Source organism: Pseudomonas fluorescens, from assembly GCF_002837185.1.
Taxonomy (GTDB): domain Bacteria; phylum Pseudomonadota; class Gammaproteobacteria; order Pseudomonadales; family Pseudomonadaceae; genus Aquipseudomonas; species Aquipseudomonas fluorescens_AM.
The window spans coordinates 49892-67131 of the sequence record NZ_KZ477999.1 but is presented as its reverse complement, the minus strand read 5'-3'; the positions used below and the strand labels follow the sequence as shown (position 1 = coordinate 67131).

The window sequence follows — 17240 nt, the reverse complement described above, 5'->3', positions numbered from 1 at the left end:
CGTGGTATTGGGCAAGCGGGGCTTATCGTTTGCGCGAAGCGCCTTGCATGGCCAGTTTGATCAGCGGAATCAACCCGGCTCCAAGCCGTACCAGGCGCGTTACGCTGCTGATACTGCCGCCTTTGGCGCCCTTGCCGGTAAAGAACCCCATCAGGGTCACCGCCGCAACGCCCCACAGCGGCGCGTGCTTGATGCCCAGGCTGTCCTGCCAGTTGTGACGCATGTCGCGCACTCTGTGCAGGGGCGCCATGAGTTGCTGGGATTCATGACGGATTTCCTGACGGTGCATTTCCATGCGCAGGCGAATCAACGCCTTGCGCATTTCCCGACGGGACGTGTTTTGCGGTTCAGGCAGGCTCATGGCAACAGGCGCTCCCGATCATTGGCCAGTTCTTCGAGGGTGGCATGGAACGGCGTGGACTCATCGAACACCGCCGCTTTCAAGCGTACCCCGCAGAACACTGCGGCCAGGCTGTAGAACACACACAGACAAATGATGCCGGTGAGGCGGTAGCCGGTGTCCCACACCAGGATCATTACCAGTGTCGATAACCCTACCAACAGCAGCAGGGCAAACACCAACGCCAGGCCGGCGAACAGCAGAAGGCTGACGGTACGTGCCTTCTGTTCCTGTAACTCGATGCCGAAGAGTTCGACATGGCTGTGCAATAAGCCGAGCACGGCGGCGCCCAGGCGGCGGGAGGTGGTACCTGCGCCCTTTGACGAGCTGGATTCGTCCATAGCCATGATATTAGCGCCTGGTAGCCAGCAGACCGATCAAAAAGCCTACGCCGGCAGCGATGCCGACGGACTGCCACGGGTTGGCCTGCACGTAGTCTTCCGTCGCGGTGATTGCCGCCTGGCCGCGCTCACGCAGGGAGTCTTCGGTCAACTGCAGGGTTTCGCGAGCCTTGAGCAGGCTTTCATGGATCCTGGTGCGCAGCTCATCAGCCTGGTCACCGGCCAGGACGGCGGTGTCGTCCAGCAACCTTTCGGTATCGGCGACGAGGGTCTGAAAATCCGCCATCAGTATTTCTTGAGCAGTCTTTGCTGATTTACCGGCCATGGTTATCTCCGTGTGGCTGTTCTGTACGTGTGGTTTCGAGTCGCGGGGTTTGCCGAAGGTTCACTGCGATTGTGTGGTACAGCTTTTGCTTTGCCTTGGTGCGCACGCCCTGAGGGCTGCGCTGAATCCGGGCGGTCGAGGCGCAAGCCTTGAAAAACCTTACCCTAATTAACTGAAACTCGTGCAAATACCCTGTCGCGGATCGCCGGTTGTGTCGAGCGCTGCGCTAAAGCGGTTCACGGCCTCTGAAGAAGGCCTGGCGCTTTGGTGCCAATTTAGTGCGAGCAATCGCGGTTTGAACCGCTTTGGTGCTTTTTGCCTTACTGCAGGCCTGCCGACCTCCATGGAAAATTTGCAAAGTGCGGTGGACACGCTTGTCCATAGCTCCAACACACTGTTCATCCTGATTGGCGCGGTCATGGTCCTGGCCATGCACGCCGGGTTTGCCTTCCTGGAAGTCGGCACGGTGCGCCAGAAGAACCAGGTCAACGCATTGTCGAAAATCCTCAGTGACTTCGCGATCTCCACCCTGGCGTATTTCTTTATAGGCTACTGGATCTCCTACGGGGTCAGTTTCATGCAGCCGGCGGCGGTGATCAGTGCGGATCATGGCTACGGCCTGGTGAAATTTTTCTTCCTGCTGACCTTTGCCGCGGCGATCCCGGCGATTATTTCCGGAGGGATTGCCGAGCGTGCGAAATTCGCGCCTCAGCTGTGTGCAACGGCCCTGATTGTGGCGTTCATCTACCCGTTCTTCGAAGGCCTGGTGTGGAATGGCAATTTCGGCCTGCAAGCCTGGCTGCTCGCGACCTTTGGCGCCAGCTTCCATGACTTCGCCGGATCGGTGGTGGTGCATGCCATGGGCGGTTGGCTGGCGCTGGCGGCGGTGTTGTTGCTCGGGCCGCGCAACGGGCGCTACCGCGAAGGGCGGCTGGTGGCGTTTGCTCCCTCAAGCATTCCGTTTCTGGCGCTGGGCTCGTGGATTCTGATCGTGGGCTGGTTCGGCTTTAACGTGATGAGCGCGCAGACCCTCAATGGCGTCAGCGGCCTGGTGGCGGTCAACTCGCTGATGGCGATGGTCGGCGGCACCGTCGCTGCGTTGGTGATCGGTCGCAATGACCCGGGCTTTCTGCACAACGGCCCGCTGGCCGGGCTGGTGGCGGTCTGTGCCGGTTCCGACCTGATGCATCCGGTGGGCGCGCTGGTCACCGGCGTGGTCGCGGGGGGCTTGTTCGTGTGGTGCTTCATGGCCGCCCAGGATCGTTGGAAGATCGATGATGTATTGGGTGTATGGCCGCTGCATGGCCTGTGTGGCGTATGGGGCGGGATTGCCTGCGGCCTCTTCGGGCAGACGGCCCTGGGTGGGCTGGGCGGTGTGAGCCTGATCAGCCAGTTGATCGGCACCGCCCTTGGCGTTGCCGTCGCGCTGATCGGCGGCCTGCTGGTGTACGGGGTGATCAAGCGCGTTTGCGGGCTGCGCCTGAGCCAGGAAGAGGAGTATTACGGTGCGGACCTGTCGATCCACAAGATCGGCGCGGTCAGTCAGGATTGATCCGTGTGCGCCGACCGAGCAGTGTTGGGCTTAGAATGGTGACGTGTTTTTCCATCCGAGAGCCTTTGCCATGCCTGCTGAATGCCAGCTGTTCGGCACCCTGGGTTGCCATCTGTGTGAAATTGCCGAAGCCGAAATCATGCCGCTTGTCGAACGCGGGTTACTCGTGGAGCTGATGGATATCACCGCTCCCGTTGACCTGACGGAGGTCTACGGCCTGCGGATTCCGGTGCTCAGGCGGGTGGATACGGGGGCTGAGCTGGACTGGCCGTTCGACACTGAGCAGGTGGTTGCTTTCCTGCGCTGACGTTTATGCGATGGCGGGTTTCCGAATATTACGTTACTGTATGTTTGTACAGCGATTGAATTGAGGGAACGCCCGTGGTGAATGTCGAACAATTGAAAAGCAGCGTCAATCGCATGTCCGCCGACGTCGTGCGCGATGCGGTGAACGAGCTGCGCCTGGATGGCCTGGTCACGGAAGGCAAGACGCCCTTCAACAAAGTGCATTTCAACACCTGTTTTGCGGAAATCGAAGCGCTGTTCCAGCGTGCCGGTTATCACAAGCAGCTGGATGTCGTGGGCTATCAGGGCCTGCTCTACGCGCTCTATGACCCGGGCCGTTGGGAGGCCGTGGACGTACTGCGCTGGCTCAAGGAGTTTACCGAGGCGGCGAGCGCTTCGCCGGTTTTGCGCGTGCAACTGGCCAAGGCCTGAGATATCTCCTAGGCTCAATCCCGCGCCATGCGGGATAATGCCCGCCTGTTTATTCCAGGCTTTGAGCATCTGCATGTCCACTTCCGGTTTTTCCCCTTCACAGCACCAAGCCAGCACCTTGTACCTGCCGCCTGGACCGTGGGTGACGGTGCTCGATTGCCTGTGCGAGCACTTCCCGGCGATTGCCCGTGAACAATGGCTGGACCGCATTGCCCGTGGGCGGGTGCTGGATAGCAATGGGCAGCCCATCAGGCTGGACCTGGCCTACAAGGAAGGCCTGTGCATCTATTACTTTCGTGAAGTGCCCAACGAGAAAGTGATTCCGGTACAGGAAACCATCCTGTACGCCGATGAGCATCTGGTGGTAGCCGACAAACCGCATTTTCTACCGGTGACCCCCGCAGGCGAGTATGTCGAACAGACGCTGTTGCGCCGTTTGATCCGGCGTCTGGACAACCCCGCCCTGGTGCCCCTGCATCGTATTGACCGGCATACCGCAGGGCTGGTGCTGTTCTCGGCCAATCCCGCCAGCCGCGCGGCTTATCAGCAACTGTTTCCCACGCGGCGTATCGATAAATTCTACGAAGCCATTGCCCCGGCCTTGCCTGGCCTGGCATTTCCCCTGGTGCACAAGAGCCGGCTGGTGGACGGTGAGCCTTTTTTCCGCATGCAGGAAGGCCCCGGTGCCAGCAATACCGAAACGGCGGTGCAGGTGCGCGAAAAGCACGGCGATCTATGGCGCTACGGCCTGTTCCCGGTCACCGGCAAGAAGCACCAGCTGCGTGTGCACATGACTGCGCTTGGGGCGAGTATCTGCAATGATCCGTTCTATCCCGATGTGATCAAGGACGCCGAGGACGATTACGCCAACCCGCTCAAGTTGTTGGCCCAGGGCGTGCGTTTTATCGACCCGATCAGCGGCCAGGAACGCACCTTTGGCAGTGAAATCACTCTGGACTGGTAAGTGCCGGAAACGACAAGGCCCGCGCGAGGCGGGCCTTGTGGGCAAGCGGTAAGGCTTACAAGTCTTTAACGGTGCGAACCTGATCCTTGTTGATGCGGGTGCGCTTGCCGTCAAGCTGTTGGAATTCGTAGAAGCCCGAATCTTCATCAAATTTCGGGGTGTCGACGGCCTGGATTTCGCGACCGTCATTCAGGGTGATCACTGTCGGCGAGGCGCAACCGGCGAGGGTGGCGAGGCCCAGTGCAAGCATGAGAGCGGCGATGGTCCGTTGAGTCATGAGTTTGTCTCCGAGAGAATACTTTTAAAATGCTGACCTTGTGACGTGTGCAACGCCGGCAAAGTTCCTGATGCAAGCCTCATTCTGACACGCCAGGCCTTGTGTGCAACAGGTCCGGTGTATTGAGATTCGCCAGGCGAGGGTCATCGGCCGGGCATTCCAGGCCCACGGCGCCCAGCTGCAGCAGGATTTTACGCGGGCTGCGTTCGCCGGCTTTCCAGGCCCGTTCCACCTGATCCTTCAAGGCGACAGGGATGATGCAGAGCAAGGGTTCCCAGAACTCGCCATGGCGCACCATCACCGGAACCTGCCGGTTGAGTCGTGCGGTCGCACGCAGGTCGGTCAGCAATCGCGCATCGATTTGCGGTACATCACAGGGCAGGATCAGCAGATGCCCATGACGTGCGGCGAAGAGTCCCGCACGGATACCGGCAAGTGGTCCGGGAAAGTCCGGGCTCTCGTCGCTCACCAGTTGATCGGCATAGGCCGCATACCGCCCATGGTTGCGGTTGCACGAAATGATCAGGTCGTCCGTGAGCGGTCGTGCCAGGCGTTGCAGGTGCGCAATCAAGGGCTGGCCGCGCCACTCCAGCAGGCCTTTGTCCTGGCCACCCATGCGCTGGCCACGACCGCCGGCCAACAACAGAATCGAGCAGGGCAGGGGTAAGGATTCAAGGGGCATGAGGGTTCCGCTGCGGCAGGTAAACAGAGGCTTGTGATATAACATCGGGCTGTTCCTTCGACAACCGGACCGTGCCATGAAAGCCAAGGCTGATGCGCCTTTCGTACCTCTGAATATCGCTGTATTGACCGTCAGCGACACCCGCACCCTGGACACCGACACCTCGGGCCAGGTCTTCGTCGACCGCCTGACCGCCGCCGGCCACATCCTGGCCGAGCGTGTGCTGCTCAAGGACGACCTTTACAAAATCCGCGCCCAGGTCGCCCACTGGATCGCCGAAGACGTGGTGCAGGTGGTGTTGATCACCGGCGGCACCGGCTTTACCGGCCGCGACAGCACACCCGAAGCGGTGAGCTGCCTGTTGGACAAGCAGGTCGATGGGTTTGGTGAGCTGTTCCGCCAGATCTCCGTGGCCGATATCGGCACCTCCACTGTGCAATCGCGCGCCCTGGCCGGCCTGGCCAACGGCACCCTGGTGTGCTGTCTGCCGGGCTCCACCAACGCCGTGCGCACCGGTTGGGACGGCATCCTGGCCGAACAACTGGACAACCGTCATCGGCCATGCAATTTCGTGCCTCACCTCAAGCAGGCCGAGCCCTGTGAAACCCGTGGATAAGCCCGGCAAAACCGGCGCCTTGATGCCGGTGGAAGCGGCCTTGCAGCGTTTGCTGGACATGGCCGACGCCGCGCCGATCCTCGAGCGCGAAACAGTACGCCTGGCCGAATGCGATGGCCGCGTACTGGCACAGGACCTGGTCTCCACCCTCGACCTGCCACCCTGGCCCAACAGTGCCATGGATGGCTACGCCCTGCGCGTCGCGGACTGGGCCGGCGCGCCATTGCCGGTCAGCCAACGTATTTTCGCTGGCAATGCGCCCGAGCCGTTGGTGCCCGGCACCTGTGCGCGCATTTTTACGGGTGCTCCGGTGCCTCAGGGTGCGGACTGCGTCGAAATGCAGGAAAACGCGATCATTCACGGCGATGAGCGGGTGGGTTTCAGCGAGCCGTTGCAAGCGGGCCAGAACATCCGTGCGCAAGGCCAGGAAACCACGGTCGGCGAGTTGGTGTTGCCGGCAGGTACGCGTCTGGGCCCGATCGAACTGGGCCTGGCTGCGTCGCTGGGGCGTGATCGCCTGGACGTGGTGCGCCGTGTGCGTGTGGCGGTGCTGTCGACCGGCGATGAGCTGATCGAGCCTGGGTTGCCCCTGGGGCCGGGCCAGATCTACAACAGCAACCGCCGCGTGCTGTGCAGTTGGCTGACGCGCATGGGCTGCGACGTGATCGATGCCGGCATTCTGCCGGACGACCTGGAACAGACCCGCACACGGTTGGCCGGGTTGGGCAACGTCGACTTGATCCTGTCCACGGGCGGAGTGTCGGTGGGCGAGGCGGATTTTCTGGGCATTGCCTTGCGTGAAGAGGGCGAGCTGGCGCTGTGGAAACTGGCGATCAAGCCGGGCAAGCCGCTGACCTTCGGGCATTTTCGTGGCGTGCCGGTGATCGGCCTGCCAGGCAATCCCGCGTCGACCCTGGTGACCTTTGCCCTGTTGGCACGGCCTTACCTGCTGCGTCGTCAGGGTGTGGAGGACGTGCAGCCCCTGCGTTTCGAAGTGCCGGCCGGGTTCGTCTGGGCCAAGCCCGGCAACCGTCGCGAGTACCTGCGCGGGCGCATCGAGCAGGGCAAGGCAATCATCTACCACAACCAGAGCTCCGGTGTGCTGCGCAGCGCAGCGTGGGCTGAAGGATTTGTGGAGGTGATGGAAGGGACCACATTAGCCGTCGGCGACCGAGTCAATTTCATTCCCCTGAACGAAGTCCTGAACTGACCTGGATCTGAATGTGGGAGGGGGCTTGCCTAAGGCTTTTTGTAGGAGCGAGCTTGCTCGCGAAAAACTCACAGGCGCTGCGTTCATTCAGAAAGCACGCGTTATCGTTGAGGTTTTTCGCGAGCAAGCTCGCTCCTGCAGACGGCGATGTACGCTTGACTGGCCGGTAGCTTGTGGATTACTCAGTAATCATCCCCACGCTCAGTGACATCGCGCTCCACCGGTCCCGCATCCGGGTCGTACCCCGCTGGAAACTTGCCCTTCAGCGTCCACGCAAACGCGATGATCTCTGCCACCGTGCGGTACAACTCCTCTGGAATACTGTCCCCCAGTTCCATGCGCGCCAGCAGCTTCACCAACTCGGCATTTTCATAGATGGGCACTTCGTTTTCCCGCGCCAGCTTGAGGATCGCTTCAGCCAGGGCCTCGTCGCCCTTGGCGGTCAGGGTGGGCGCTTGTTGGCCGTCGTACTTGAGGGCAATCGCCTGGCGGGGAGGGGCAGGGTTCTTCATGCGGTTTCATCCACCCAGCGTTGTTCCAGTCCGGTTTTTGGCCCGCGTGGCGGCGTGCCGAGGTGGCAATCCAGGTCGCCAACGTCGAGCCCGGATGCCACCAGGCGCTCGCGCAGGCTGCCCAGGTGATTTTCGATCAGGCTGGCGGTGAAGGCGCGGGTCGCCCACAACTGGCTGGAGAGTTTGCCCTGGGTCAATTGCGCCTGCACCTGCAACGGCCCCAGCGGCTCCATATCGAACGCCAGTTCGACACGCCAGAGCATGTGCCTGGGGTCTTTGCGGTCTTTGCGCTCGGGCTGCTCCTTGTCGGGCGTTGGCTCCTCGCGCTGGAACTTCACCTGCAAAGGGACGATGTCCTGCAGGTTGCGCATCGGAATTTCCAGTTGCCAGGTAGTTTGCAGGCGGCCGTCGGCGGTGGTGCCGGTCTGTTCCAGGCTCGACAGCTGATGGCTCTGCAATCGGGCGATCGCCCCGGCGGCCAGGCGCAGCAGGTTTTCCAGGTCGCTTTCGCCTTCCAGCTTGGCCATCAGCCGCTCGGGTAGCGGAAAACTGACCGGGGCCTGCCGCGCGCTGACCTGGCCCAGCGTGTTCAGTGGGCTGCGTACAAAATTGGGCAATACCTGGGCCAGCGTGTTGGCCGCAAGAATGGCGTTCAGGTTGGTACTGGCGGGCAGGGCAGGCAATAAGTCCGCGACAAGGCGCAGCAGTGCGCCCTTCATGTCCAGTGGTGGTATCTGGGGATTCTGCCCTGCGAGTAATCTGGCTTCCAGAAAGGCGCCGCTGTTCTGGATCACTTGAGCCAGGACTTTGGGGTTGCTGACCTGCGCCAGGTCGGGCAACGCAGCGAGCAGACGGTCGGCGGCGGCGCGCAGGTCGGCGGACGTGCTGTCGCCACGGGGCAGGTTTTGCAGGGCGGTGAAGACCGCATCCAGTGAGCCCTGGCGACTTTGCTGGGTCGACAGTTGCTGGGTGACCGCCAATTGATCCTTGAGCCCGCTCAGCGGCACAAAATTCAGGGTTTGCGCGTTCTGCACCACAGCGCTGAGCAAACTGCCCACGCGCAGCGGTTGTGGGCTTTCCACCGTCAGTGTCGCGCCGGCCAAGGCGTTATTGAGCACCGTCACCAACGAACGATAGATCGCCGGTTGCGCCGTGCCCTGGGGCAGCATCTGAGTGGTCAGTACCTTGGCTTGCAGCAGCGTACCTTCCGGTACCTTGGCGGTATCGATGTGGGTGAGGGCGGCGACGTTCGCACTGAAGGCCTGTTGCAGGCTGAGGGCCAGGTTGCCCGCCGGCGTCTGGCTCACCGCCACATTGCTGCCCAAGGGCAAGGGCTGGGCGCTGCTGGCCTGCACCAGCGTCTGGCGGCCGCCGTCCAGGGTCAGCTTGAGCAGCAACTGAAAGGCTTCACCGCCTTGTTTAAGGGCGATGACTTCGGCATTCGCGGTTTTCCCAGGATCGATCAGCCCGATCTGCGGCTCCAGCAGTTTGAGCAGTGCCCCAGGCGCAGGCGCGGGGCTTTGCCCGGCTGCCGGGGTGGGAGGAAGCGTAGGAAGGTTGATCTCGCCGGTCATCGTGTGCATCGTCTCTGGGGAAATTGCTCTCTTTAGCGTAGGGCATCGCATGTTAGCGTAGGGCATCGCATGTATAATGCCGCCCGTCTGCAAAGAGAGCGCTAAAAACCTCACAACTATTTGATCCAGCTCTCTAAAATCGGTCGCCAAAGCCGTTATTGTGCTCCTTTCTATAACGGCCGCTGCACCGCCGACTTGAACCGTAAAGGCCCGCGATCTTTTGACCAGCCCTCTTCTTGAAGCCGTAGCGCTCTCCTGTGAACGCGACCTGCGCCTGCTGTTCGAGCACCTCGACCTGCGCCTGGCGGGCGGTGACATGGTGCAGGTCAGCGGGCCCAACGGCAGCGGCAAGACCAGCCTGCTACGGTTGCTGGCCGGGTTGATGCAGCCGACGGCCGGAGTTGTGCGCCTCAACGGCAAGCCCCTCGCCGAGCAGCGCACGGCACTGGCGCGCAGCCTCGTGTGGATCGGCCACGCCGCCGGTATCAAGGATGTGCTCACTGCCGAAGAAAACCTCGGTTGGCTCAGCGCCCTGCATCACCGCGCCAGCCGCGACGCCATCTGGCAGGCCCTGGCCGCCGTGGGCCTGAAGGGCTTTGAAGACGTTCCCTGCCACACCCTGTCCGCCGGCCAGCAGCGCCGTGTGGCCCTGGCGCGCTTGTATCTGCCGGGCCCGCCGCTGTGGATCCTCGACGAACCCTTTACCGCGCTCGATAAACACGGTGTCGCCCAGCTCGAGGAGCACCTGGCGAGGCACTGTGAGCAGGGCGGCACGGTGCTGCTTACCACCCACCACAGCTTGACCCGCCTGCCCGCCGGTTACCGTGACCTGGATCTGGGAAGGTGGTCGGCATGAGCGTATTCGCCCTGTTGGTCGCCCGCGAAGCACGGCTGTTGTGCCGGCGTCCGGCGGAACTGGCCAACCCGCTGGTGTTCTTCGCCATCGTGATCGCCTTGTTCCCGTTGGCGGTCGGTCCCGAGACTAAACTGTTGCAAACCTTGTCCCCAGGACTGGTGTGGGTCGCGGCGCTTTTATCCGTGCTGCTCTCGCTGGACGGGCTGTTTCGCAGTGATTTCGAAGACGGTTCCCTGGAACAGTGGGTCCTTTCGTCGCACCCGTTGCCACTTCTGGTATTGGCCAAGGTGCTGGCACACTGGGCTTTTTCCGGTCTCGCGCTGGTCTTGCTTTCGCCGTTGCTGGCGCTGATGCTGGGCTTGCCCGTCGAATGCTTGCCGGTGCTGCTCCTGTCCTTGTTGCTCGGTACGCCGGTGCTCAGCCTGTTGGGGGCGGTGGGCGCAGCGTTGACCGTCGGTTTGAAGCGCGGTGGCCTGTTACTGGCCCTGCTGATTCTGCCGTTGTACATCCCGGTTCTGATCCTCGGCAGCGGCGCTTTGCAGGCCGCGTTGATGGGGATGCCGGCGACCGGTTACCTCCTGTGGCTTGGCAGCCTGGCCGCCCTGGCGGTAACCCTGACACCCTTTGCCATAGCGGCCGGCCTGAAGATCAGCGTCGGCGAATAATGAGGTCTGGCCAGGCGTGACACGCTTGGCCAGTAAAGACCCTACGCTTCTTGCCGCGACAAGAAGCAACCGTGAGAAACAGCAATGAACTGGACCTGGTTTCACAAGCTCGGCTCGCCCAAATGGTTCTATGGCATCAGCGGCAAGCTGCTGGCGTGGTTGAGCGTCGCCGCCGTGTTGCTGATCGGCATCGGTCTGGTCTGGGGCCTGGCCTTTGCGCCACCGGACTATCAGCAGGGCAACAGCTTTCGCATCATCTATATCCATGTGCCCGCCGCCATGCTGGCGCAGTCCTGCTACGTGATGCTCGCGGTATGCGGCATCGTCGGCCTTGTGTGGAAGATGAAGCTCGCCGACGTTGCCCTGCAGTGTGCCGCGCCCATCGGCGCGTGGATGACTGCCGTGGCGCTGGTCACCGGCGCGATCTGGGGCAAACCCACCTGGGGTTCGTGGTGGGTGTGGGATGCGCGGCTCACGTCGATGTTGATCCTGCTGTTCCTGTACTTCGGCCTGATCGCCCTGGGCAATGCAATCAGCAACCGCGACAGCGCCGCCAAGGCCTGCGCGGTGCTGGCGATTGTCGGCGTGATCAACATCCCGATCATCAAATACTCGGTCGAGTGGTGGAACACCCTGCACCAGGGCGCCACCTTCACCCTCACTGAAAAACCGGCGATGCCGGTGGAAATGTGGGCGCCGCTGTTGCTGATGGTGTTGGGCTTTTACTGTTTCTTCGGCGCGGTGCTGCTGATGCGCATGCGCCTCGAAGTGCTCAAGCGTGAAGCCCGCACCCGTTGGGTCAAGGCTGAAGTCCGAGCCAGCCTGGGAGCGCGTGGATGAGTTTTGCTTCTTTCAGTGATTTTCTCGCCATGGGCCACCACGGCCTGTATGTCTGGACGGCCTATGGCATCTGCCTGGCGGTGCTGGCCCTCAACGTCGCCGCGCCGCTGCTGGCCCGTAAGCGTTACCTGCAACAAGAGGCGCGTCGTCTGCGCCGGGAGACCGATAAGTGAATCCGTTGCGCAGAAAGCGTCTGTTGATCATTCTCGCCATCATGGCCGGCGTCGGCATTGCCGTGGGGCTGGCCTTGAGTGCCCTGCAGCAGAACATCAACCTGTTCTACACCCCGACCCAGATCGCCAATGGCGAAGCGCCGGTCGATACGCGCATCCGCGCCGGCGGCATGGTCGAGAAGGGCTCCTTGAAGCGTTCCGCAGACTCGCTGGATGTGAGCTTCGTGGTCACCGACTTCAGCAAATCTGTGACCATCACCTACCGCGGCATCCTCCCGGACCTGTTCCGCGAAGGCCAGGGCATCGTCGCCCTGGGCAAGCTCAACGCCAGTGGCGTGGTGGTGGCCGATGAAGTACTGGCCAAGCACGATGAAAAATACATGCCGCCCGAGGTGACCAAAGCCCTCAAGGACAGCGGCCAATCCGCCCCAACCCCTGCCAAGGAGGGCTGAGTCATGAGCGCCGCTTTGTTTATTCCGGAACTCGGCCAGTTGGCGATGATCCTTGCCCTGTGCTTTGCCATCGTTCAGGCCGTGGTGCCGTTGCTCGGCGCCTGGCGCGGTGACCGCCTGTGGATGAGCCTGGCGCAGCCGGCCGCCTGGGGGCAATTCGCGTTCTTGCTGTTCGCCTTCGGTTGCCTGACCTACGCGTTCATGACCGACGACTTTTCCGTCGCCTATGTCGCCAATAACTCCAACAGCGCATTGCCCTGGTACTACAAGTTCAGCGCCGTGTGGGGCGCCCACGAAGGTTCGCTGCTGCTGTGGGCGCTGATCCTCGGCGGCTGGACCTTCGCCGTGTCGGTATTCTCCCGCCAGTTGCCGCAGGTCATGCTGGCGCGGGTGCTGGCGGTGATGGGCATGATCAGCATCGGTTTCCTGCTGTTCCTGATCATGACGTCCAACCCGTTCAGCCGCATCCTGCCGCAGATCCCCGTGGACGGGCATGACCTCAACCCACTGCTGCAAGACATCGGCCTGATCGTGCACCCGCCGATGCTCTACATGGGTTATGTCGGCTTTTCCGTAGCCTTCGCCTTCGCCATCGCCGCCTTGCTCGGCGGGCGTCTCGATGCGGCCTGGGCGCGCTGGTCGCGGCCATGGACCATCGTCGCCTGGGCCTTCCTCGGCATCGGCATCACCCTCGGTTCGTGGTGGGCTTATTACGAACTCGGCTGGGGCGGCTGGTGGTTCTGGGACCCGGTGGAAAACGCCTCCTTCATGCCCTGGCTGGTCGGCACCGCGCTGATTCACTCGCTGGCCGTTACCGAAAAACGCGGCGTGTTCAAGAGCTGGACCGTGTTGCTGGCCATCGCGGCATTTTCCCTCAGCCTGCTCGGCACATTCCTCGTGCGTTCCGGGGTGCTGACGTCGGTGCACGCGTTTGCTTCCGACCCTGCGCGCGGCGTATTCATCCTGATCTTCCTGCTGTTTGTCGTCGGCGGTTCGCTGACCCTGTTCGCCCTGCGCGCGCCAGTGGTCAAGAGCCAGGTCGGCTTCAACCTGTGGTCGCGGGAAACCTTGCTGCTGGGTAACAACCTGGTGCTGGTGGTGGCGGCGTCGATGATTCTGCTCGGCACCCTGTACCCCCTGGTGCTGGATGCCTTGAGCGGCGCCAAGCTGTCCGTCGGCCCGCCGTACTTCAACGCCTTGTTCATTCCGTTGATGGGCCTGCTGATGGTGGTGATGGCGGTCGGTGTGCTGGTGCGCTGGAAAGACACTCCGGTGAAATGGCTGGGCGGCATGCTGATGCCGGTGCTGCTGGGCAGTGTGGCCCTGGCCGTGATCGCGGGGGTTGCCTACGGCGACTTCAACTGGGCGGTGCTCGCCACGTTCCTGCTCGCTGCCTGGGTGTTGCTGGCCGGCGTGCGCGATATCGCCGACAAGACCCGCCACAAGGGCCTGATCAAAGGCTTGCCGACCTTGACCCGCAGCTACTGGGGCATGCAGATCGCCCACATCGGCATCGCTGTCTGCGCCCTGGGCGTGGTGCTGTCGAGCCAGAACAGCGCCGAGCGCGACCTGCGCCTGGCTCCCGGCGAGTCCATGGACCTGGGCGGTTACCAGTTCATCTTCGAAGGCGCCAGGCACTTTGAAGGGCCGAATTTCACTTCAGACAAAGGCACTGTACGCGTGGTGCGCAACGGTAAGGAAATCGCCGTGCTGCACCCGGAAAAACGCCTGTACACCGTGCAGAGTTCGATGATGACCGAGGCGGGTATCGATGCCGGTTTCACCCGTGACCTGTACGTGGCGTTGGGTGAACCCCTGGGCGACGGCGCCTGGGCGGTACGCGTGCATGTGAAACCGTTCGTGCGCTGGATCTGGTTCGGCGGCTTGCTTACCGGGTTGGGTGGTGTACTCGCGGCGCTGGACCGGCGGTATCGGGTCAAGGTCAAGAGCCGGGTACGTGAAACCCTCGGCATGGGAGCGGCAGTATGAAGCGTGGGTTGATGGTGTTGCCGCTGGCAGCATTCCTGGTGGTGGCGGTGTTCCTCTATCGCGGCTTGTACCTGGACCCGGCCGAGTTGCCGTCGGCCATGATCGGCAAGCCGTTCCCGGAATTCTCGCTGCCCACTGTGCAGGGCGACAAGCAGCTGACCCGCGCCGACCTGCTGGGCAAACCGGCGCTGGTCAACGTGTGGGGCACCTGGTGCATCTCCTGCCGCGTCGAACACCCGGTGTTGAACAAACTCGCCGAGAAGGGCGTGGTGATCTATGGCATCAACTACAAGGATGACAATGCAGCAGCCTTGAAGTGGCTGGCCGAATTTCACAACCCGTACCAGCTGGATATTCGTGATGAAGACGGCAACCTGGGTTTGAACCTGGGCGTATACGGCGCCCCGGAAACCTTCTTTATCGATGCCAAGGGCGTGATCCGCGACAAGTACGTCGGCGTGATCGACGAGGGGGTGTGGCGCGAGCAATTGGCGGCCAAATACCAGGCCCTGGTCGATGAGGCCAGACCATGAGGCGCCTGTTAGCTGCCGTGGTCCTGGCGCTGGGCCTGGCCGGTGTGGCCCACGCCGCCATCGACACCTATGAATTCGCCAACGACGGTGAGCGCGAGCGTTTCCGCGAGCTGACCAAGGAACTGCGCTGCCCCAAATGCCAGAACCAGGACATCGCCGACTCCAACGCGCCCATCGCCGCCGACTTGCGCAAGGAAATCTTCCGCATGCTGGGGGAGGGCAAGGACAACCAGCAGATCATCGACTTCATGGTCGACCGCTACGGTGATTTTGTGCGCTATAAACCGGCGCTTACCGGCAAGACCGCGCTGCTCTGGTTCGGCCCCGCCGGGCTGTTGCTGACCGGCGTAGTGGTCATGGCCGTCATCGTGCGCCGTCGCCGCGCCGGGCCTGCCGATGGCAGCGACGCGCTGTCCCCCGAAGAGCGTAAACGTCTCGACCAACTGCTGGACACCAAGACCGATGATTGATTTCTGGCTTGCAGCCGGCCTGCTGCTGTTGATTGCCCTGAGTTTCCTGTTGATCCCTGTCCTGCGCGGCCGTCGTGCCCAACGCGAAGAGGATCGCACCGCGCTGAACGTGGCGCTGTATCAAGAGCGCGTTGCCGAACTGCAAGTGCAGCGCGACGAAGGCGTCCTGAATGCGGCGCAACTCGATACCGGCCGCGCGGAAGCGGCGCGTGAATTGCTGGCCGATACCGAAGGTGTGCAAACGCCGCGCGAATCACGCCTGGGCAAGCCTCTGCCATTGTTGGCGGCGTTTCTTGTGCCGGTGCTGGGCGTTGCGCTGTACCTGCATTATGGCGCGAGCGACAAGGTCGAGCTGACCCGCGAGTTCTCCCAGCCGCCGGTGTCGATGGCCGACATGACGCAGCGCCTGGAACGTGCCGCGGCGGCCCAGCCGGATTCAGCTGAAGGCCTGTACTTCCTCGGCCGTGCCTACATGGCCCAGGATCGCTCCGCCGATGCCGCCAGGGTGTTTGAGCGCAGCGTTGCCTTGGCCGGTCGCCAGCCCGAGTTGCTCGGGCAGTGGGCCCAGGCGCAGTATTTTGCCGACAACAAACAGTGGTCGCCCAAGGTTCAGGCGCTGACCGACGAAGCCTTGAAGCTCGATCCAAAGGAAGTCACCAGCCTCGGCCTGCTCGGTATTGCCGCCTTTGAAGGCCAGCGCTATCAGGAGGCTATCGATTACTGGAATCGTCTGCTGGCGCAACTGCCGCCCGAAGACAATTCCCGCGTTGCGCTGCAAGGCGGTATTGATCGCGCTGCGCAGAAGCTCCGGGAGAGCGGCGGCACTGTCGCGCAAAAGGCCGTGCTGAAAGTGCGCGTGGACCTGTCCGCCGAAGTGAAAGCCAAGGCCCTGCCGGGCGACAGCGTGTTTATCTTCGCCCGCGCCGTCAGCGGCCCGCCTGCGCCGCTCGCGGCCAAGCGGGTCACCGTTGCCGAGCTGCCGGTCACCGTCGAACTGGGCGATGCCGACGCGATGATGCCGCAGTTGAAACTGTCCAACTTCCCTGAAGTCCAACTGGTTGCGCGCATATCCCGGGCAGGTGTTCCAACCGCTGGCGAGTGGATCGGCCGCAGCCAACCCTTGGCCAGCACCGCCACTGCGCTGCAGCAGCTGACCATCGACAGTCCGGACAAGTAATTTGAGGAAACGCCCATGACCGCATTTGCACGTATGACCCTGCTCAGCCTCGTATTGGGCCTGAGTGCCTGTGCGGTCCACCGGCCACCTCCCGGGCCCACTGGGCCGACCATCCCGCCGTCGGGCCCGTCGACCCAGCCCGACACCAAGCCCTCCGGCCCGGTTACCCCGCCGCCCAAGCCAGTGCCGAGCAAATCGCCGACTTTCGCCCCACCACCGGGCGCCGCCAGCCACTGGGACGGCAAGATGCAGGTGTACGTCCTCGACGACCAGCCCGACACCTTCTACCGCCAGCGCACCTATTACCGCTGGAGTAACGGCTGGAGCCGCTCCATCAGCCCCAATGGGCCGTGGGAAGAGACCAGCGTGCAAGGCGTTCCGCCTGGGTTGAGCAAGCAGTACGCGCAATGACAAAAGGCGACCCTCGGGTCGCCTTTTTCTTGCCTCTGATTGATCGTTCCCACGCGTGGGAACGATCTTGTTATCAAGCTACAGGACACTCCCGGTTCAACGCCTCATTCACCAACAACTGTGCAATTTCCATCATCTGCACGACCGCCAGCACCTGCTTGCGGCCTGATCCATCCAGATGCTCGGCGCAGTCGTACGCACAGACTGTCGCCGACTCCAGCATTTCGCTGGCGTTGCTTAACGCCGCTTCGGTGCCGAGGCCGGGGCGGACGGTGAAGATGAGGTTGGGTGAGGTTTGTGAAAGGTCATCCGGGCGGAATGATGGGGGATTTGGCGTAACCTTTTTCATGCAGTCAGTCTCCATTCAGTTGGAGCTCACCACATCCGCGACCAAGCAGAAGGGTGGTGAGCTGTACGCAGGTTGGTCGACCAGGGAATGGAAACCCGGCAGGGCCCTGAGCCCTCCCGCGCACAGCCCGCCATAACGCGAGCACAAGAATGCCG

Annotated in this window: 24 protein-coding genes; 16 read left to right on the top strand and 8 right to left on the bottom strand. The window is 62.5% G+C overall.

Translation table 11 applies throughout. The features are described 5' to 3' along the window. Nucleotides 1-22: 22 nt before the first annotated feature. Genes CIB54_RS15655 through CIB54_RS15645 form a run of 3 tightly spaced genes read right to left on the bottom strand, consistent with a single transcriptional unit; the run spans nucleotide 23 to nucleotide 1066 of the window. Nucleotides 23-361, bottom strand: a complete 339-nt coding sequence (locus CIB54_RS15655; protein WP_065885162.1) for a hypothetical protein — start codon at nucleotides 359-361, stop codon at nucleotides 23-25. Further along, on the bottom strand, nucleotides 358-747 hold the full coding sequence (locus tag CIB54_RS15650) for a phage holin family protein (protein WP_101220225.1): 390 nt from the start codon (nucleotides 745-747) through the stop codon (nucleotides 358-360). Before CIB54_RS15650 ends, CIB54_RS15655 begins: the two co-directional genes overlap by 4 nt. 4 nt (nucleotides 748-751) lie before the next feature. Next, the gene (locus CIB54_RS15645; protein WP_065885163.1) at nucleotides 752-1066 is read right to left on the bottom strand and encodes an ElaB/YgaM/YqjD family protein; all 315 of its coding nucleotides are present in this window, start codon (nucleotides 1064-1066) and stop codon (nucleotides 752-754) included. A 343-nt stretch (nucleotides 1067-1409) separates the two neighbouring features. Here CIB54_RS15645 and CIB54_RS15640 point away from each other — a divergent pair, with 343 nt between their 5' ends. From CIB54_RS15640 to CIB54_RS15625, 4 genes are all read left to right on the top strand, one after another. Continuing rightward, nucleotides 1410-2618, top strand: coding sequence for an ammonium transporter (locus CIB54_RS15640; protein WP_065949164.1), 1209 nt, complete (start codon nucleotides 1410-1412; stop codon nucleotides 2616-2618). A 70-nt stretch (nucleotides 2619-2688) separates the two neighbouring features. Beyond that, a complete protein-coding gene (locus CIB54_RS15635; RefSeq protein ID WP_065949163.1) occupies nucleotides 2689-2925 on the top strand; it encodes a glutaredoxin family protein in 237 nt (78 codons plus the stop codon). Between the two features lie 74 nt (nucleotides 2926-2999). Continuing rightward, a complete protein-coding gene (locus CIB54_RS15630; RefSeq protein WP_065949162.1) occupies nucleotides 3000-3335 on the top strand; it encodes a transcriptional regulator in 336 nt (111 codons plus the stop codon). A gap of 73 nt (nucleotides 3336-3408) precedes the next feature. Continuing rightward, entirely contained in the window at nucleotides 3409-4299 is an 891-nt protein-coding gene (locus CIB54_RS15625) for a pseudouridine synthase (RefSeq protein WP_101220224.1), read from the top strand. A 55-nt stretch (nucleotides 4300-4354) separates the two neighbouring features. Here the strand turns inward: CIB54_RS15625 and CIB54_RS15620 are convergent, their stop codons facing one another. Together CIB54_RS15620 and mobA are read right to left on the bottom strand one after the other, a co-directional pair. After that, nucleotides 4355-4576 carry a YgdI/YgdR family lipoprotein gene (locus CIB54_RS15620; RefSeq protein WP_005786486.1) on the bottom strand — a complete coding sequence of 74 codons (222 nt, stop codon included), beginning with the start codon at nucleotides 4574-4576 and terminating at the stop codon, nucleotides 4355-4357. A 79-nt stretch (nucleotides 4577-4655) separates the two neighbouring features. Then, a complete protein-coding gene (gene mobA, locus CIB54_RS15615) occupies nucleotides 4656-5258 on the bottom strand; it encodes a molybdenum cofactor guanylyltransferase MobA (protein WP_101220247.1) in 603 nt (200 codons plus the stop codon). A 76-nt stretch (nucleotides 5259-5334) separates the two neighbouring features. On the opposite strand from mobA, the gene moaB reads away from it, so the two are divergent. Together moaB and glp are read left to right on the top strand one after the other, a co-directional pair. Beyond that, on the top strand, nucleotides 5335-5874 hold the full coding sequence (gene moaB / locus CIB54_RS15610; RefSeq protein WP_101220223.1) for a molybdenum cofactor biosynthesis protein B: 540 nt from the start codon (nucleotides 5335-5337) through the stop codon (nucleotides 5872-5874). After that, nucleotides 5858-7084, top strand: a complete 1227-nt coding sequence (gene glp / locus CIB54_RS15605; protein WP_101220222.1) for a molybdopterin molybdotransferase MoeA — start codon at nucleotides 5858-5860, stop codon at nucleotides 7082-7084. The genes moaB and glp overlap by 17 nt, the downstream gene beginning before the upstream one ends. A 182-nt stretch (nucleotides 7085-7266) precedes the next feature. Here the strand turns inward: glp and CIB54_RS15600 are convergent, their stop codons facing one another. Together CIB54_RS15600 and CIB54_RS15595 are read right to left on the bottom strand one after the other, a co-directional pair. Further along, nucleotides 7267-7596 carry an EscU/YscU/HrcU family type III secretion system export apparatus switch protein gene (locus CIB54_RS15600; protein WP_065949158.1) on the bottom strand — a complete coding sequence of 110 codons (330 nt, stop codon included), beginning with the start codon at nucleotides 7594-7596 and terminating at the stop codon, nucleotides 7267-7269. Beyond that, a complete protein-coding gene (locus CIB54_RS15595; RefSeq protein ID WP_065949157.1) occupies nucleotides 7593-9170 on the bottom strand; it encodes a flagellar hook-length control protein FliK in 1578 nt (525 codons plus the stop codon). The genes CIB54_RS15600 and CIB54_RS15595 overlap by 4 nt, the downstream gene beginning before the upstream one ends. Nucleotides 9171-9390: 220 nt before the next feature. Between CIB54_RS15595 and ccmA the strand changes: the two genes are divergently transcribed. From ccmA to CIB54_RS15545, 10 genes are all read left to right on the top strand, one after another. Next, nucleotides 9391-10026 (top strand): cytochrome c biogenesis heme-transporting ATPase CcmA, encoded by a 636-nt coding sequence (gene ccmA / locus CIB54_RS15590; protein ID WP_065949156.1) that lies wholly within the window; start codon nucleotides 9391-9393, stop codon nucleotides 10024-10026. After that, nucleotides 10023-10691, top strand: coding sequence for a heme exporter protein CcmB (ccmB, locus tag CIB54_RS15585; protein WP_065949155.1), 669 nt, complete (start codon nucleotides 10023-10025; stop codon nucleotides 10689-10691). Before ccmA ends, ccmB begins: the two co-directional genes overlap by 4 nt. Nucleotides 10692-10775: 84 nt before the next feature. Then, nucleotides 10776-11531 carry a heme ABC transporter permease gene (locus CIB54_RS15580; RefSeq protein ID WP_065949154.1) on the top strand — a complete coding sequence of 252 codons (756 nt, stop codon included), beginning with the start codon at nucleotides 10776-10778 and terminating at the stop codon, nucleotides 11529-11531. After that, nucleotides 11528-11704 carry a heme exporter protein CcmD gene (gene ccmD, locus CIB54_RS15575; protein ID WP_057722744.1) on the top strand — a complete coding sequence of 59 codons (177 nt, stop codon included), beginning with the start codon at nucleotides 11528-11530 and terminating at the stop codon, nucleotides 11702-11704. Before CIB54_RS15580 ends, ccmD begins: the two co-directional genes overlap by 4 nt. Beyond that, entirely contained in the window at nucleotides 11701-12156 is a 456-nt protein-coding gene (gene ccmE / locus CIB54_RS15570; RefSeq protein ID WP_065894757.1) for a cytochrome c maturation protein CcmE, read from the top strand. Before ccmD ends, ccmE begins: the two co-directional genes overlap by 4 nt. A gap of 3 nt (nucleotides 12157-12159) precedes the next feature. After that, the gene (locus tag CIB54_RS15565; protein ID WP_101220221.1) at nucleotides 12160-14145 is read left to right on the top strand and encodes a heme lyase CcmF/NrfE family subunit; all 1986 of its coding nucleotides are present in this window, start codon (nucleotides 12160-12162) and stop codon (nucleotides 14143-14145) included. Further along, nucleotides 14142-14678 (top strand): DsbE family thiol:disulfide interchange protein, encoded by a 537-nt coding sequence (locus CIB54_RS15560; protein WP_065949151.1) that lies wholly within the window; start codon nucleotides 14142-14144, stop codon nucleotides 14676-14678. The genes CIB54_RS15565 and CIB54_RS15560 overlap by 4 nt, the downstream gene beginning before the upstream one ends. After that, nucleotides 14675-15148 (top strand): cytochrome c-type biogenesis protein, encoded by a 474-nt coding sequence (locus CIB54_RS15555; RefSeq protein ID WP_065949150.1) that lies wholly within the window; start codon nucleotides 14675-14677, stop codon nucleotides 15146-15148. Before CIB54_RS15560 ends, CIB54_RS15555 begins: the two co-directional genes overlap by 4 nt. Next, complete coding sequence (gene ccmI / locus CIB54_RS15550) at nucleotides 15141-16325, top strand: c-type cytochrome biogenesis protein CcmI (RefSeq protein WP_101220220.1); 1185 nt, start codon at nucleotides 15141-15143, stop codon at nucleotides 16323-16325. The genes CIB54_RS15555 and ccmI overlap by 8 nt, the downstream gene beginning before the upstream one ends. Nucleotides 16326-16340: 15 nt before the next feature. Continuing rightward, nucleotides 16341-16736: a hypothetical protein gene (locus CIB54_RS15545; RefSeq protein ID WP_101220219.1), complete on the top strand. Its 396-nt coding sequence runs from the start codon at nucleotides 16341-16343 to the stop codon at nucleotides 16734-16736. Nucleotides 16737-16809: 73 nt separating this feature from the next. Here the strand turns inward: CIB54_RS15545 and CIB54_RS15540 are convergent, their stop codons facing one another. Continuing rightward, nucleotides 16810-17085, bottom strand: coding sequence for a DUF6124 family protein (locus CIB54_RS15540; protein ID WP_101220218.1), 276 nt, complete (start codon nucleotides 17083-17085; stop codon nucleotides 16810-16812). Between the last annotated feature and the right edge of the window lie 155 nt (nucleotides 17086-17240).

Excerpts from the sequence above, each read along its gene's own strand:
- CIB54_RS15655 (WP_065885162.1), bottom strand. The coding sequence starts at position 361 with ATGAGCCTGCCTGAACCGCAAAACACGTCCCGTCGGGAAATGCGCAAG.
- CIB54_RS15650 (WP_101220225.1), bottom strand. The coding sequence starts at position 747 with ATGGCTATGGACGAATCCAGCTCGTCAAAGGGCGCAGGTACCACCTCC.
- CIB54_RS15645 (WP_065885163.1), bottom strand. The coding sequence starts at position 1,066 with ATGGCCGGTAAATCAGCAAAGACTGCTCAAGAAATACTGATGGCGGAT.
- CIB54_RS15640 (WP_065949164.1), top strand. The coding sequence starts at position 1,410 with ATGGAAAATTTGCAAAGTGCGGTGGACACGCTTGTCCATAGCTCCAAC.
- CIB54_RS15635 (WP_065949163.1), top strand. The coding sequence starts at position 2,689 with ATGCCTGCTGAATGCCAGCTGTTCGGCACCCTGGGTTGCCATCTGTGT.
- CIB54_RS15625 (WP_101220224.1), top strand. The coding sequence starts at position 3,409 with ATGTCCACTTCCGGTTTTTCCCCTTCACAGCACCAAGCCAGCACCTTG.
- CIB54_RS15620 (WP_005786486.1), bottom strand. The coding sequence starts at position 4,576 with ATGACTCAACGGACCATCGCCGCTCTCATGCTTGCACTGGGCCTCGCC.
- mobA (WP_101220247.1), bottom strand. The coding sequence starts at position 5,258 with ATGCCCCTTGAATCCTTACCCCTGCCCTGCTCGATTCTGTTGTTGGCC.
- moaB (WP_101220223.1), top strand. The coding sequence starts at position 5,335 with ATGAAAGCCAAGGCTGATGCGCCTTTCGTACCTCTGAATATCGCTGTA.
- CIB54_RS15600 (WP_065949158.1), bottom strand. The coding sequence starts at position 7,596 with ATGAAGAACCCTGCCCCTCCCCGCCAGGCGATTGCCCTCAAGTACGAC.
- CIB54_RS15595 (WP_065949157.1), bottom strand. The coding sequence starts at position 9,170 with ATGACCGGCGAGATCAACCTTCCTACGCTTCCTCCCACCCCGGCAGCC.
- ccmB (WP_065949155.1), top strand. The coding sequence starts at position 10,023 with ATGAGCGTATTCGCCCTGTTGGTCGCCCGCGAAGCACGGCTGTTGTGC.
- CIB54_RS15580 (WP_065949154.1), top strand. The coding sequence starts at position 10,776 with ATGAACTGGACCTGGTTTCACAAGCTCGGCTCGCCCAAATGGTTCTAT.
- ccmD (WP_057722744.1), top strand. The coding sequence starts at position 11,528 with ATGAGTTTTGCTTCTTTCAGTGATTTTCTCGCCATGGGCCACCACGGC.
- CIB54_RS15565 (WP_101220221.1), top strand. The coding sequence starts at position 12,160 with ATGAGCGCCGCTTTGTTTATTCCGGAACTCGGCCAGTTGGCGATGATC.
- CIB54_RS15560 (WP_065949151.1), top strand. The coding sequence starts at position 14,142 with ATGAAGCGTGGGTTGATGGTGTTGCCGCTGGCAGCATTCCTGGTGGTG.
- CIB54_RS15555 (WP_065949150.1), top strand. The coding sequence starts at position 14,675 with ATGAGGCGCCTGTTAGCTGCCGTGGTCCTGGCGCTGGGCCTGGCCGGT.
- ccmI (WP_101220220.1), top strand. The coding sequence starts at position 15,141 with ATGATTGATTTCTGGCTTGCAGCCGGCCTGCTGCTGTTGATTGCCCTG.
- CIB54_RS15545 (WP_101220219.1), top strand. The coding sequence starts at position 16,341 with ATGACCGCATTTGCACGTATGACCCTGCTCAGCCTCGTATTGGGCCTG.
- CIB54_RS15540 (WP_101220218.1), bottom strand. The coding sequence starts at position 17,085 with ATGAAAAAGGTTACGCCAAATCCCCCATCATTCCGCCCGGATGACCTT.